The sequence below is a fragment of the Methylobacterium bullatum genome (genome assembly GCF_014845095.1).
In the GTDB taxonomy this organism is placed as follows: Bacteria; Pseudomonadota; Alphaproteobacteria; order Rhizobiales; family Beijerinckiaceae; genus Methylobacterium; species Methylobacterium bullatum.
In genome coordinates this window covers 1-13,835 of the sequence record NZ_NKUG01000040.1, presented here as the reverse complement: position 1 = coordinate 13,835, position 13,835 = coordinate 1, and the positions used below count along the sequence as shown (strand labels likewise).

10 protein-coding genes and 1 pseudogene are annotated in these 13,835 nt (G+C 63.8%); 4 read left to right on the top strand and 7 right to left on the bottom strand.

Going from position 1 to position 13,835, the window contains the following annotated elements; all coding sequences use genetic code 11:
• Positions 1-187 precede the first annotated feature (187 nt).
• Positions 188-1,615 carry a glutamate--tRNA ligase gene (gltX, locus tag MBTS_RS05755; protein ID WP_147830436.1) on the bottom strand — a complete coding sequence of 476 codons (1,428 nt, stop codon included), beginning with the start codon at positions 1,613-1,615 and terminating at the stop codon, positions 188-190.
• 178 nt (positions 1,616-1,793) lie between these two features.
• Between gltX and MBTS_RS05750 the strand changes: the two genes are divergently transcribed.
• Positions 1,794-4,055 (top strand): ComEC/Rec2 family competence protein, encoded by a 2,262-nt coding sequence (locus tag MBTS_RS05750; protein ID WP_238254216.1) that lies wholly within the window; start codon positions 1,794-1,796, stop codon positions 4,053-4,055.
• On the opposite strand, the gene lexA is transcribed toward MBTS_RS05750, so the two are convergent.
• Both lexA and MBTS_RS05740 read right to left on the bottom strand, forming a co-directional pair.
• Positions 4,049-4,786 carry a transcriptional repressor LexA gene (lexA, locus tag MBTS_RS05745; protein WP_056148504.1) on the bottom strand — a complete coding sequence of 246 codons (738 nt, stop codon included), beginning with the start codon at positions 4,784-4,786 and terminating at the stop codon, positions 4,049-4,051. The two genes, MBTS_RS05750 and lexA, sit on opposite strands and share 7 nt — an antisense overlap.
• Before the next feature lie 416 nt (positions 4,787-5,202).
• The gene (locus MBTS_RS05740; protein ID WP_026176100.1) at positions 5,203-5,895 is read right to left on the bottom strand and encodes a GntR family transcriptional regulator; all 693 of its coding nucleotides are present in this window, start codon (positions 5,893-5,895) and stop codon (positions 5,203-5,205) included.
• Positions 5,896-6,554: 659 nt separating this feature from the next.
• Between MBTS_RS05740 and oxc the strand changes: the two genes are divergently transcribed.
• Together oxc and frc are read left to right on the top strand one after the other, a co-directional pair.
• Positions 6,555-8,294: an oxalyl-CoA decarboxylase gene (oxc, locus tag MBTS_RS05735; protein WP_192215238.1), complete on the top strand. Its 1,740-nt coding sequence runs from the start codon at positions 6,555-6,557 to the stop codon at positions 8,292-8,294.
• Between the two features lie 91 nt (positions 8,295-8,385).
• Positions 8,386-9,660, top strand: a complete 1,275-nt coding sequence (frc, locus tag MBTS_RS05730) for a formyl-CoA transferase (protein ID WP_192215237.1) — start codon at positions 8,386-8,388, stop codon at positions 9,658-9,660.
• Positions 9,661-9,792: 132 nt separating this feature from the next.
• Here frc and MBTS_RS05725 read toward each other — a convergent pair whose 3' ends face one another.
• From MBTS_RS05725 to MBTS_RS05710, 4 genes are all read right to left on the bottom strand, one after another.
• Positions 9,793-9,954: a hypothetical protein gene (locus MBTS_RS05725; RefSeq protein ID WP_018044761.1), complete on the bottom strand. Its 162-nt coding sequence runs from the start codon at positions 9,952-9,954 to the stop codon at positions 9,793-9,795.
• Between the two features lie 194 nt (positions 9,955-10,148).
• Positions 10,149-11,975, bottom strand: a complete 1,827-nt coding sequence (locus MBTS_RS05720) for a DEAD/DEAH box helicase family protein (RefSeq protein WP_147832814.1) — start codon at positions 11,973-11,975, stop codon at positions 10,149-10,151.
• A gap of 74 nt (positions 11,976-12,049) precedes the next feature.
• A complete protein-coding gene (locus MBTS_RS23670) occupies positions 12,050-12,205 on the bottom strand; it encodes a hypothetical protein (protein WP_238254215.1) in 156 nt (51 codons plus the stop codon).
• 446 nt (positions 12,206-12,651) lie between these two features.
• The gene (locus tag MBTS_RS05710; RefSeq protein ID WP_056148520.1) at positions 12,652-13,074 is read right to left on the bottom strand and encodes a CBS domain-containing protein; all 423 of its coding nucleotides are present in this window, start codon (positions 13,072-13,074) and stop codon (positions 12,652-12,654) included.
• 581 nt (positions 13,075-13,655) lie between these two features.
• Between MBTS_RS05710 and MBTS_RS05705 the strand changes: the two are divergent.
• Positions 13,656-13,835 (top strand): annotated as a pseudogene (locus MBTS_RS05705) (oxalate/formate MFS antiporter); the annotation flags it as partial.

Genomic DNA, 13,835 nt, shown 5'->3' with positions numbered 1-13,835 from the left:
AGGGTAGCGCCGGCCCGAATGGCGACATCCGCCACTTCGGACCGGCGCGCACGAACAGGCTTTTGCTGCAGGTGCTCACACACCTATCGGGTTAGCGGATCGGCACACCGCCTACAACCGATCCCCCTCGCCACTCGGCCGCGCAAGCGAAAACCGGGCCGATCTGTCACCCGTCGAGCGTCTGTGATCAGGTCGAGGATGCCTGATCTCCGAGGCGCCCCAGACACTCCTCGCGTCCGAGCACGGCCATGACGTCGAAGACCGGCGGAGAGGTCGCGCGCCCCGTGAGCGCGGCCCGCAATGGCTGGGCGATCAGGCCGAGCTTGAGCGCGTTTTCCTCGGCAAAGCGGCGCACCGCGCCCTCCGTGCTGGCCGCGTTCCATTCCGGCAGGTCGGCGAGGGCCGGCAGGATCGCCGCGAGACGCTGGCGAGCTTCCTCGCTCAGGAGGGCCTTCGCCTTGTCGTCGAGGCCGAGGGGACGCGACGCGGTGAGGTAATAGGCGCTGTCGAGGAGGTCCACGAGGGTCTTGGCGCGCTCCTTGAGACCGGGCATCGCCGCGCCGAGCTTGGCACGAAGCTCGGGCGACAAAGCGGTGGGCAATCCGCGATCGGGAGCGAGCACCGGAAGGATCGTCTCGATCGCATCGATCAGCACGGCATCGTCCGCCCCGCGAATGTAGAGCCCGTTGAGATTCTCGAGCTTCGCGAAATCGAATCGGGCAGCCGAGCGGCCGATCGACTTCAGGTCGAAGGCGGCGATCATCTCCTCGGTCGAGAACACCTCCTGATCGCCATGGCTCCAGCCCAGGCGGACGAGGTAGTTGCGTAAGGCCGAAGGCAGGTAGCCAAGGTCGCGATAGGCGTCGACACCGAGTGCTCCGTGACGCTTCGACAGTTTGGCGCCGTCAGCCCCGTGGATCAGCGGGATATGCGCCATGATCGGCGCGGACCAGCCGAGCGCGTCGTAGATCTGTCCCTGCCGGGCGGCGTTGGTGAGGTGGTCGTCACCGCGAATCACGTGGGTCACGCCCATGTCGTGATCGTCGACGACGACGGCGAGCATGTAGGTGGGGTTACCGTCGGAGCGCAGCAGGACGAGATCGTCGAGATCCTTGTTGGCCCAGGTCACGCGGCCCTGGACCTGATCTTCCACCACCGTTTCGCCGTCGGACGGAGCGCGCAGGCGGATCACCGGCTTAACACCGGCCGGTGCCTCGGCCGGATCGCGGTCGCGCCAGCGGCCATCGTAACGCATCGGGCGGCCTTCGGCGCGCGCGGCCTCGCGCATGGCGGTGAGCTCGTCCGGCGTCGCATAGCAGTGATAGGCGTTGCCCGAGGCGAGCAGGCTTTCCGCGACCTGGCGGTGCCGATCCGCGCGGGCGAACTGGTATACGACGTCTCCGTCCCAATCCAGGCCGAGCCAGCGCAACCCTTCGAGGATCGCGTCGATGGCGCCCTGGGTGGAGCGCTCCCGGTCGGTATCCTCGATCCTCAGCAGCATGCGACCGCCGAAATGGCGGGCATAGAGCCAGTTGAAGAGCGCCGTGCGCGCTCCCCCGATATGCAGGTACCCCGTGGGGGAGGGGGCAAAACGCGTAACGACGGGTGACGACATCGGGCGGCTAAACTTGTGCGTGAAGGTGGGAGGGCGGATCGACCGGCCCGGATCGGCGCATGTAGCATGCGTTTGCGGTGACGTTAAGAAAACGTGGCGCCGAGTCGCGAGGCGGAGGCGGTGCCGCTCGTGCGGGCTCTCTCCAAAAGGGTGAGCCCTGAGGGAGACGCAGCGGCAGATGGCCCAGGCCAGCGCGCGAGCAAAGGGCGCGACGTTTGCGGGCCTGGCCCGACCGCGATCCCCGTCGGCTATGGTAGAGGCGGCAAAACGCTGGTTCGCCGGCGGGCTCGCGGAGGAATCCGAACAGCGCCGCCTGTTTCCGTGGCTCGCCGTCGCATTCGGCCTCGGCATTCTCGTCTGTTTCACCGCCACCAACGGCGAGCCATCGCTGGCGGCACCGCTCCTCGTGGCGCTCGCCCTCTCGGCCGCCGTACCGTTCCTCGGTTCAAGGCCCGTCGCCCTCGCTCTGGTTCTCGGACTCGCCGCGTCCTTCCTCGGCTTCTCGGCCGCTGTGTTGCGCCTGCGGATCGTGGCGGCGCCCGTCCTGGCCCGGACGACCATCGCGCCGCTCACCGGCCTCGTGGAAGCCCTCGACGAGCGGGAGGTCGGTGCGCGGCTCATCGTCCTCGTGGAGAGTTTCGGCACCCTGACCCCGGATCGCCGGCCGACGCGGGTTCGCGTGTCGTACAAAAAGGCGCTCTCCCTGAAGCCCGGCGATTACATCTCGGCGATGGCGCGGCTCCTGCCCCCGCCCGAGGCGGCCCGGCCCGGCGGATACGATTTCGCGCGCGATGCCTACTTTCGCGGGATCGGCGCAGTCGGCTCCCTCGTGGGCAAGATCGAGGTGAAGCCTCCGCCGAGACCCTTGCCCTGGCAGGTCTCGCTCGCCGCTGCCGTGGACGATGCGCGCAACGCGCTGACCCGCCGGATCACCGATGCCAATGGCGGGCAGGCCGGCGCGGTGGCGGCGGCCCTGGTGACGGGCAAGCGCGGCCTCATCAATGCCGAGACCAACGATGTCCTGCGCGCGGCGGGGATCTACCACGTGGTCTCGATTTCCGGGCTCCACATGGTACTCGCTGCCGGAGTGGTGTTCTGGCTCGTTCGCGCGCTCCTCGCCCTCGTCCCGGGCCTCGCCCTCATCTGGCCGATCAAGAAGATCGCCGCCGGTTTCGCCATGGTCGGCGTCACCGCCTATTGCGTCTTCTCGGGCTGGGACATCGCCGCCGAGCGATCGCTCATCATGACCCTCGTGATGCTGGGCGCGATCCTCGTAGATCGTCCCGCGCTCAGCATGCGCAACCTCGCCCTGGCCGCGCTGATCGCCCTCGCGCGCGAGCCCGACGGGCTACTCGGCCCGAGCTTCCAAATGTCCTTCGGCGCGGTGGCCGGCCTCATCGCCTGCGCGGGCACGCTCAATCGCTGGATGCCGCCACGCGAAGGCGCCAGCCTCTTGGCCCGCGCATGGCGGTTCCTCGCCGTCGCGGTCCTCGGCACCCTGGCGACGACCATGGTCGCCCAGATCGCGACGGCGCCGTTCGCGACCTATCATTTCCAGACCGTCCAGCCGTTCGGCATCGTCGGCAACGCGCTGACCTTGCCCCTCGTATCTCTGGCGGTGATGCCGGCGGCGGTGCTCGGAATCCTCGCCTATCCCTTTGCCCTCGATCAGCCGGTCTGGTGGGCGATGGGGCTCGCGGTACGGGGGATGCTCACGATCTCCGGGTGGATCAGCGGGTTTGGCCACGCCACCCTCGTCGTGCCGGCCTATGGCAGCACGGCCCTCTGCCTGCTGGCCCTCGCCCTGCTCCTGCTGACGCTCCCCGTGTCGGGGCTGCGCTGGATCGGCCTCGCTCCGGCCGCCCTCGGCATCGCGCTCGCCGCCACGCCACCTCGCTACGACCTCTATATCGACCGGGAGGGTGGGGGCGCGGCCCTGCGCGACCCAGACGGCCGGCTCGCAATCCTCGGAAACCCGCCCGCCTTCGTCCTCGAACAATGGCTCAAGGCGGACGGCGATTCTCGGAAGGCCGGTGCCGTATCCGTCTCCACGAAAGGCCGTTGCGATGCGGTCGGCTGCACCGCAGGGACGGAGACACGGCGCATCGTGGCGCTCGTCAAGGACAAGCGAGCCTTTACCGAGGATTGTGAGAGGGCAAGCATCATCATAGCCCGCCGCGACGCTCCCAAAGGATGCCGCGCCGGCCTCATCGTCGATCGGGCGTTCCTGGCGGAGCGGGGGGCGACAGCAGTTCGCTTCGGGCCGGACGGTCCTGTCGCGACATCGGCACGCTCGCCGAACGTCCGGCCTCCGTGGCGGCGGGTCATGGCCGAGGCCTCGCCTGTGCCCTCGACACCGGCCGAGACCGCGAAACTACAGGATCCCGAGATCGACGAAGGCGATCCATTGCCGGACACACCCTCGGACCGGCCTCAGTAGCGGCGGACGAGGCTGACCAGGCGACCCTGGATCTGTACACGGTCGGGACCCAGCACCCTCGTCTCATAGGCGGGGTTGGCGGCCTCCAGGGCGATGGAGGAACCGCGACGACGCAGGCGTTTCAGAGTGGCTTCCTCATCGTCGATGAGGGCCACGATGATGTCTCCCGTATTCGCGGTGTCCTGCTTCTTGATCACCACCAGATCGCCGTCGAGAATACCCGCTTCGATCATCGAATCGCCGCGCACCTCGAGGGCATAATGCTCGCCCCCCGATAGGAAGTCGGGAGACAGCGTGACCGAGTGACTTTGGTTCTGGATCGCCGAGATCGGCGTACCGGCCGCGATCCGACCCATGACCGGGATGGTGATGGCCCGTCCGCTCTCGTCCTGAGCCTGGGTCGTAGGCGGGCGCATGGATGGCGTCGCCTTGGACCGTCCGCCCTCGACGACGCTGGGCGTAAAGCGGCGGACTTCGCCGGCGGGAGCCGGCTTCGGCGCGGGGGCGCCGGTCAGGCTTTCGGGCATCCGGATCACCTCGATCGCCCTGGCCCTATTCGGCAGGCGCCGCAGGAACCCGCGCTCTTCGAGGGCCGTGATCAGCCGGTGGATACCCGATTTCGACTTGAGATCGAGCGCATCCTTCATCTCGTCGAACGAGGGCGGGACACCACTCCCCTGCATCCGTTGCTGAATGAATTGGAGAAGATCCAGCTGCTTACGCGTCAACATACAGATCACTCTTCCACTGAAGCCAATGGCCGCGACTAACGCCGCTGAAACAAAACACGAACACGGTAGACGTTCTGGAAGTGTTCTGCAAGGGTTCCGTTAACGCGGTGGTAGAGTTTGTTCCTGGGCGGACATTCGCCGGCATCCCGGCGCCGGAGCCCGGCTGGCGGTTCGCGCCTCGCAAGTCCGCTCCATCCCGACGACATCCCACCGCGAGGGCCGATCGCCTCGGCGTGGTGGTTCAATAGCGACGGTGCCACCGGTCGATGGCTTCGCCGGAGAATCGGGGATTCGTTTCGATCACTGCGACGGATCGGCGAGCCGATACAGACGCTTCGATCCGACCGAAGCCGGCTGTTTCGTCTCGTTCGCCGACATTGGCGGTCGCAGCGACCGGAAACCGGCGACGATGCCGCTCAGTCGAGATAGTCGCCGTACTTCTCCACATGGCTGGCGAGCCCGAGGCCGTGCTCACGCACCAGGCGTTCGGCAAGTTCCGCGTCGCGCGCCTCGAGCGCCTTGATGATCGCCACGTGTTCCTTGATCGAGTTGGCGGCACGGTCGCCCTGACGCATGGCCGTGTTGCGGATGCCGCGAACGTGCATGAGCAGATTGCTGGTGATGTCCTTGATGACGTCGCACTGGCCCAGCGAAATGATCTTCTGGTGGAAGCGGATATTGGCTTCCGAATACTCGTCGAGATGATCCGACGGACGACCCTCGTAAAATTCCGGGAAATGCTCGCGCAGGCAGTGTAACTGCTCGTCTGTGGCTCGCTCGCACGCGAGGCGAGCGGCCATGCTCTCCAGGGCCGACCAGGCCTGGATCATGCTGACGATCTCCTTCTTCGACTTCTTGATCACGAAGACGCCGCGCCGGGCCTCGAACCGTACGAAACCTTCCTGCTCGAGTACCGTCAGCGCTTCGCGCACCGGGGTGCGGCTCACTCCCAGGTTGAGAGACAGCTTCCTCTCGTCGAGCCTCACCTCCTCGCGCTGATTATAGATGTTCATATTCGTGATTGCTTCCTTGAGCGCGTCGTAGGCCAATGCACGCAAGCTCGAAGTCGCAACGATGGGCTTTACTTGAAACGTATCCGTCTTAACCATTTTCGACACCTAGAATGATTTCAACTCGCACACAGGGTCGAGCACACTTGGTGTGAAGCATGCCAAACCCGCGTTCGAAATACAAGGAACGCTTCGGGGCAAAGAAATCCTTCAACACAAGAATAGTGGCATCTCTTGTCCTAGCAATCCGGAGGACATGCATTCGGTCGTTGGAGCCGCGTCGATGCCGCACTCGCCATCGTCTCGTTCGTTTCAGTGCCGCGAATTCGCTGAAGCCCGACCAAACCGGCAAGATCATGCAAAACCGTTTGACAGTTGGTATTTGGTATGCCACCAATTGTCGAGAGATGCGGAGGGTTATCCGACTGTAACGCGGCCTGAGCGCGGTCGTGATGAGGCTTCGGCGGATTGGCGGTGGCATCACAGCACGCTGTCGACGTAGGGACACGCATTATAACGCATTACGTTCCGTAGCCCTTCGGTCGGGAGGTTTACGGACGGTCTTCAAGATAAGCATGAGCTGTTTGCTTGAGGAGGTCATAATTTTTTCGGTCTGACTTAAGAAAAATACGGGTTCGCCGAGACGTGCGGCCGTGGACGCCCCCGCTGCCCCACGATGGGGACGTCACCTCATCGGCTCGCCTGCCCAGCGGGTCACAAATCATAACAAAACAGCAAAGAACCAGGGAGAGAACACGATGTCCGCTTTGGCCCAGAGAATCGATGTCGACGTTTCGGCGGAGCCTGAGCTCACCGATGGCTTTCATCTCGTCATCGATGCGTTGAAGCTCAACGATATTCATACGATCTACGGTGTTCCCGGTATTCCGATCACCGATCTCGGTCGTCTTGCCCAGGCTGCGGGCATGCGTGTCATCTCCTTCCGCCATGAGCAGCATGCCGGCAATGCGGCCGCCATCGCGGGCTTCCTCACGAAGAAGCCCGGCATCTGCCTCACGGTTTCGGCCCCCGGTTTCCTCAACGGTCTGACGGCGCTCGCCAACGCCACCACCAATTGCTTCCCGATGATCCTCATCTCCGGCTCGTCCGAGCGCGAGATCGTCGACCTGCAGCAGGGCGATTACGAAGAGATGGACCAGCTCGCCATCGCCAAGCCCCTCTGCAAAGCGGCCTTCCGCGTGCTTCATGCCGCCGATATCGGCATCGCCGTCGCCCGTGCCATCCGCGCGGCGGTGTCCGGCCGCCCGGGCGGTGTCTATCTCGACCTGCCCGCCAAGCTCTTCTCCCAGGTGATGGAGGCCGAGGCCGGCGCCAAATCCCTGGTCAAGGTCATTGATGCGGCCCCGGCCCAGCTGCCGGCCCCCTCCGCGATCAAGCGCGCACTCGATGTCCTGAAGAGCGCCAAACGCCCCCTCATCGTTCTGGGCAAGGGCGCGGCTTATGCGCAGGCCGATGACGAGGTCCGGGCTCTCGTGGAAACCAGTGGCATCCCCTACGTGCCCATGAGCATGGCCAAGGGCCTCCTGCCCGACACCCATCCGCAATCGGCGGGTGCCGCCCGTTCGCTCGTCCTCAAGGAGGCCGACGTCGTCCTGCTGGTGGGCGCGCGCCTCAACTGGCTGCTCTCCCACGGCAAGGGCAAGACCTGGGGCGCCCCCGGCTCCAAGAAGTTCATCCAGATCGACATCGAGCCGAAAGAGATGGACTCCAATGTCGAGATCGTGGCCCCCATCGTCGGTGATATCGGCTCCTGCGTCTCAGCGCTCCTCGACGGCATGAAGGGAGACTGGCAGGCCCCGCCGACATCCTGGACCGATGCCATCTCCGCCAAGAAGGAGGAGAACCTCGGCAAGATGGCGTCGAAGCTGCGCAAGAACTCGACGCCGATGGACTTCCACGGCGCGCTCGGCGCACTGAAGACCATCATCGCCGAGCGGCCCGACGCGATCCTGGTCAACGAGGGCGCCAACACCCTCGATCTTGCGCGTGGCATCATCGACATGTACCAGCCGCGCAAGCGTCTCGATGTCGGCACCTGGGGCATCATGGGGATCGGCATGGGCTTCGCCATCGCCGCCGCCGTGGAAACGGGCAAGCCCGTCCTCGCCGTCGAGGGCGACAGCGCCTTCGGCTTCTCCGGCATGGAGGTGGAGACCATCTGCCGTTACAACCTGCCGGTCTGCATCGTCGTGTTCAACAACAACGGCATCTATCGCGGCACCGATACGGACCCGACCGGCCGCGATCCGGGAACGACGGTCTTCGTCCGGGATTCCCGTTACGATAAAATGATGGAGGCCTTCGGCGGCGTGGGCGTCAACGCGACGACGCCGGACGAGCTCTCCCAGGCCGTCAACGCAGCCATGGATTCGGGTCGCCCGACGCTCATCAACGCAGTGATCGACCCCCAGGCCGGCACCGAGAGCGGCAATATCGGCAGCCTCAACCCGCAAAGCGCAGTGAAAAAGAAGAAGTAGGCCGTCGGTCCGTCCGGCCGCTCCCGCGTCAGCGATGCAGGAGCGGCCGGCGCCCATATCCGCCGAACGCCCTTCAACGCGGAAGAGTCCTATGAATGCCCTCGAAGGCGTGAAGATCCTCGACTTCACCCATGTCCAATCCGGCCCGACCTGTACCCAGCTCCTGGCCTGGTTCGGCGCGGACGTGATCAAGGTCGAGCGTCCGGGCGTTGGCGACGCGACACGCCAGCAGCTTCAGGACATTCCCGATGTGGACAGCCTCTATTTCACGATGCTGAACCACAACAAGCGGTCGATCACCCTCGACACCAAGAACCCCAAGGGGATCGAGGTGATGTGGCGTCTGGTGAAGGAGTGCGATGTTCTCGTGGAGAACTTCGCGCCCGGCGCTCTCGCCCGGATGGGTCTGACTTGGGAGGCGATCCACCAAGCCAACCCCCGCATGATCCTCGCCTCGGTCAAGGGGTTCGGACCGGGTGCTTACGAGAATTGTAAGGTCTACGAGAACGTCGCCCAATGCGTGGGAGGTGCGGCCTCCACCACGGGGTTCCGCACCGATATCCCGATGGTGTCCGGCGCTCAGATCGGAGATTCCGGCACCGGCCTTCATCTGGCCCTCGGCATCGTCACGGCGCTTTACCAGCGGACCCATTCGGGCCTTGGCCAGAAGGTCGATTGCGCCATGCAGGATGGCGTCCTCAACCTCTGCCGGGTCAAGCTGCGCGACCAGCAGCGGCTGGAGCGCGGTCCGCTCGAGGAATACAGCCAGTACGGGGAGGGGATCGGTTTCGGCGATTCCGTGCCGCGCGCGGGTAACGATTCCGGTGGCGGCCAGCCGGGTCGCATCCTGAAGTGCAAGGGATGGGAGACCGATCCCAACGCCTACATCTATTTCATCGCACAAGGCGCGGTCTGGGAGCCGATCTGCAACGTCATCGGCGAGCCGACCTGGAAGACCCATCCCGATTACGCGACGCCGAAAGCGCGCCTGCCGCATCTGAACGAAATCTTCACGCGGGTCGAAGCCTGGACGATGTCGAAGACCAAGTTCGAGGCGATGGAAACGCTCAACGCGCTGCACGTCCCCTGCGGCCCGATCCTTTCGATGAAGGAGATCGCGGAGGACAAGTCGCTGCGAAAATCCGGCACCGTGGTCGAGGTCGACCATCCGGAGCGCGGGAAATACTTGACCGTGGGAAACCCGATCCGACTTTCGGCGAGTCAGGTCGAAGTCAAGCGCTCGCCCCTGCTGGGCGAGCATACCGACGAGATCCTGCGCGACGTCCTCGGCTATTCCGAGAACGACCGGCTCAAGATCTCGGAATCAGGGGCGATCGGCGCAGTCCAGAGGATCGCCGCCGAATGATCCGCTCCTGAACGAAGCGCGAGCCGATTGTCTCAACATCCCGGCTCGCGTGCACGACGTGAAACTCCTCCCGACTCAGCGCGGTGTCGGCCTCGGGTCCGATGCCGCGCTCTTTCGTTTAGGGGCAGTCGATCAGGCAATGCCGGTGAAGCGTCCGGCCGAACCTCCCACGTAACCGCGGCTCTCGGAACCGGTCTTGTCAGGGCGCACCGACAGGAGATCGGCGGCTTTCACCACGAGAACGACCTGAAGAGCGATCATGCAGAGAACGGCGGCGAAGATGGTGACGAGCATGGTGGGCTCCCGATGGCGCGTTGCAACATCGTGATGCCATGGTGCGGCGCAAACTGATATATCACATTCCTTCGACCAGGCATGTCTCAGACGCATGCTGAAGTTGGTTGCCGCCGGGAGCCGGCGTCGGGCGCATCCGCGAAAGGCACTTTCTCATGTGATCGCGGGACTGAGAGGCATTCGCCGGCCGACAGTCAGGACCTGGCCGCGTCGCCCCATCGGCCCAGCGTGTGGGTGTCCTCCGGTCGAAGCCATTCTCTTGGTTCCGCGATGGCCGGACACTGGTCCGCTACGCCCATAAGGGCCAAGGCCGCGTGCAGGTCAGGGTCCTCGGCCGCGCGTGAGACGGCGTCCGCGGAGAGATGGGACAGGCGGCTGCTTTCGAGCCGCGCATAGACCCGCCCCGTTCCGTGATCGGCGAATCGGATCGTCGTCATCCGGCGAACGCAATCGCGCAGGAAGCTCATGTTCTGTTGAGCTTCCATCGAGCCGGCGGCGGCATAGACCTCGTCGGCCGACCGCGCGGAGACATCGATCTTGCGGTACCTATCGATATCGAAAATGAATTTCAGGTCGAGGATGGTCATCGCGCCGTTGATGCCGAAGGCAACCGTTCTCGGCCGCTCACCCTCCGGCACGCTGTTGTCGAGGAACTCGAAATGGACCTGCTTGTCCGTTCTCAGCGCCCAGGTGAAAAACAGGCGCGGCATGCCGGTATAGGCTTCGACATTGTGGGCGAGCAGATCCTCCACCGCCTTGTAGCGGCCGAACTGCTCGCCGCGCTTCCAAGCCCGCTCCACCGTCGCCTCCGGCGGCGTGATCATGAACTGCATGTAGACGCTGTGACCGAAGCGGGTGAGGAGCTGGCTGCCGCTCTCGGCGCCGGCATCGACGGTGAAGCTGTCGAAACGAAACCGGTCGATGAGGAGATGCGAGATGCGGCCTTCGGCGGCCTTCACCGCCATATGCCGGTCGAGCTTGCGATCGATGATTTCGACCTCTCGCCCTGTCAGGGTCCCGGCATAGCGCCGGGCCGGGCCGAGGCTGTCGTAATCGAGCAGGAACTTGCGCCAGACGTCGGGCGTGATCACCGCGAAATCCGATTCATCGAGCCCGAGCCGCCCGGCAAGCGCCCGCTGATAGGGCCGGATCGTGCTCTTGCCCGATGCCGAGGCACCCTTGACGTTCATGACTACCGGCCGGATCTGGGCCTTCAACACATGGTAGCTTTGGCTGGCGACGACATCGCGAACCCATGGCTCGATCAGCTGTCCGATCCGCGTGCTGCCATGCTGGTTCGAAACGAGCGTGCAGGCGAGACGTGAGAGAAGTGCCTTGTCGCGGATAAGGAAACCGCGCCGGCTGACGATACTCGTCACCACCTGACGCAATGCCGTGCAGGCCGCCGCCTCGATGGGTTCAGGCGCTGCCGCACATCGGGCTTGCCATGCGTCGAGATGCAGGAGTGCAGACTGCTCCGGTGTGAGAGTTTCCCCCCGGCACCCTGCATGTCCGGACGAGCCGAGGATCGTCTGCCACAAGGACGCCCGTGTCCTGACCGGTTTCTCCGGACCTTTCGACAGGAACATCGCGGAGAGTTCCCGCTCGAGGATCTGCGTCGCATCGCTTCGAACGCGGTCGAGCAGGTCGGAGATCTCATCCTCATGGGACGCGATTCCGTCGCGCAGGATGGTGCCGACCATGGCGCGGAAATTCACTCCGAGATCGCCATAGGTCCGGCCGACCGGAACCGACAGGTCGGCCATGACACGGATGAGAACTTCGTGGACGACGAGGCGCTCTGCCCGGAACCGGACCAGTTGCATCAGCGGAAGCCCGCTAACGTCCATCATCTCGCGAGCGTCCGCGAGGGTGGTCTCGACATTGTCGGGCCGGTAGATCGTCTCCAGGGCGAGGAACGCCCTGGGCAGGTTCGATTCGAGACCCGGATTCCAAGGGCCGTATTCTTCCCGTGGCCTTGGCTCAGCCAGATCCGCGATTCTGCTCTCCGGGATGGACATCACCGACCGCTCCGAGATTCAGCACCTTCGCTGGCGGCCGGGCGTCGTCGTCAAGAAATCCAGCTCGCCTGAACTTACGCGACAGCTGCCTCGTCAATGGCCTCGAGACGCAGCTGATAGCGGTCCCCCCAGAGGACTCCCGCCTTATCGTACCAATCCGCGTCGAAGAACAGCTTGGCGCAGAACTCGCTCTGCCAGATACAGACGGCGATGACCCTGGAATCGATCACTTTAACATGTCGGCTGATAAGACCGCGTGTGATGCCAGCCGAGGGACACATGTCCATGCTGGTCATCCCATTGGGAGATTCACCACCGAAGATGACGGGACATTCAAGAATGGCCAAGTAACGCATCGCTGCTAACCCTGTTGTCCACGAGATGCGCAGGGCCGGTCTGTTGCCGACCGGCACGATCCCGTAGCGTCTCCCTGCCTCGATACCCAGTCTGAATCGCGCCTCGTCCGAAGGCCGAAATGCCTGGGCACCTTGGATAAATTTTGAATGCAAAACGGGTGTGGGTCAATGATCATGCGCAGGATATCTTGTCCTGCGGTTGCGATACGTTTGTTTTGCGCTGCAATACTACAATGCGAAGATCGATTGCGCATAACCTAGTCTGCGGCACCAGGGGCTACAATTGTGGGTTGGTTACGATCCCGGCACTGAATACGCGTTCATGCTCCGGCCTCGGCCGGTCCACCGCCTGCGGACATCTCATCGACGCAGTTCCAGATGCTCTGGACCTCTGTGAGGACGAAACCATCCGTCACCGCGAGATGATCGGTTTTGTGGGCGCAGAACTGCTTCAGCCTGTCGGCACGGGACATTCCTACGTCGACGGAGGTGAAATCCTCTTTCGCCAGCATCCAAACGAGGTTGTCCAGCGCTTCGAGACCGCGCGCCGCCATGGCGCGGAAGATCTCACGCTCGGTGACGATCCCGATGATGGCTCCATCTGTCGGACGATCACCGTCGATCACGACGAGGGCCTCGACTCCAGGACTGCGCAGCAACCGCAATGCGTCCCTCGCCGACCGATCCATGCGGATATACTGGAGTCGGGCCGCGCCATTGCCGGTCCACTGGCTGGCTTCCATGGCGTCGCCTCCCTCAGGGATCGCTTGTTGGAGGAAGACTCTGGTATGCAGAATACCTATTGTCAACGGAAGAAATAGAACTATGGTGCCGGTGCCTGGACCGGGAAGAGCGCCACCCTCGATTCCACCGATGGGTGTCGCCTGATGACCGTGGCGTGGGGAATCCCCAGGGGCAGGATCCAGGCGTACGGACTGACCCACTGCACGGATCGTCGTTTCCAGCTAATGACGTGTCTGCCTGTCTCAGATTTGAGATCCGGGCGGTTTCCGTTCGCGTGTAACGTAATATGCACGAACGAGCATGGCGAATTGGTGTTCGACCATTAGTGTTGTTTCTATTGCATGGCTCACATCGAACTTTGTTCGATTTGATGACATCTTGAAAATAATCCCTGTTTGCTGCGTTGCGGAATCGATTTTTCTGTATCTCGCTCTTGACGAGCCGACACGTCCGAGAGAGGCTGGTATTCCACATACCAGAATGTCGGCAGCGCCAATGGCCGGCTTTCTCTTGGATCGGATGCCGGTCAACCGGCTCCAATGCCTCGAATGATGCACAATAGAACAACGTGGAGGACGCGATGACGAGGGCGGAAACAACGACCGGGCGAGTATCCGATGGATACCGCTGGGGTCAGCTGGTGATCGGCGTGATCTGCATGGTGATGATCGCCAACCTGCAATACGGCTGGACGTTCTTCGTCCCCGACATCCAGAAGAAGTTCGGCTTCGACCGGGCGGCGATCCAGTGGGCCTTCACC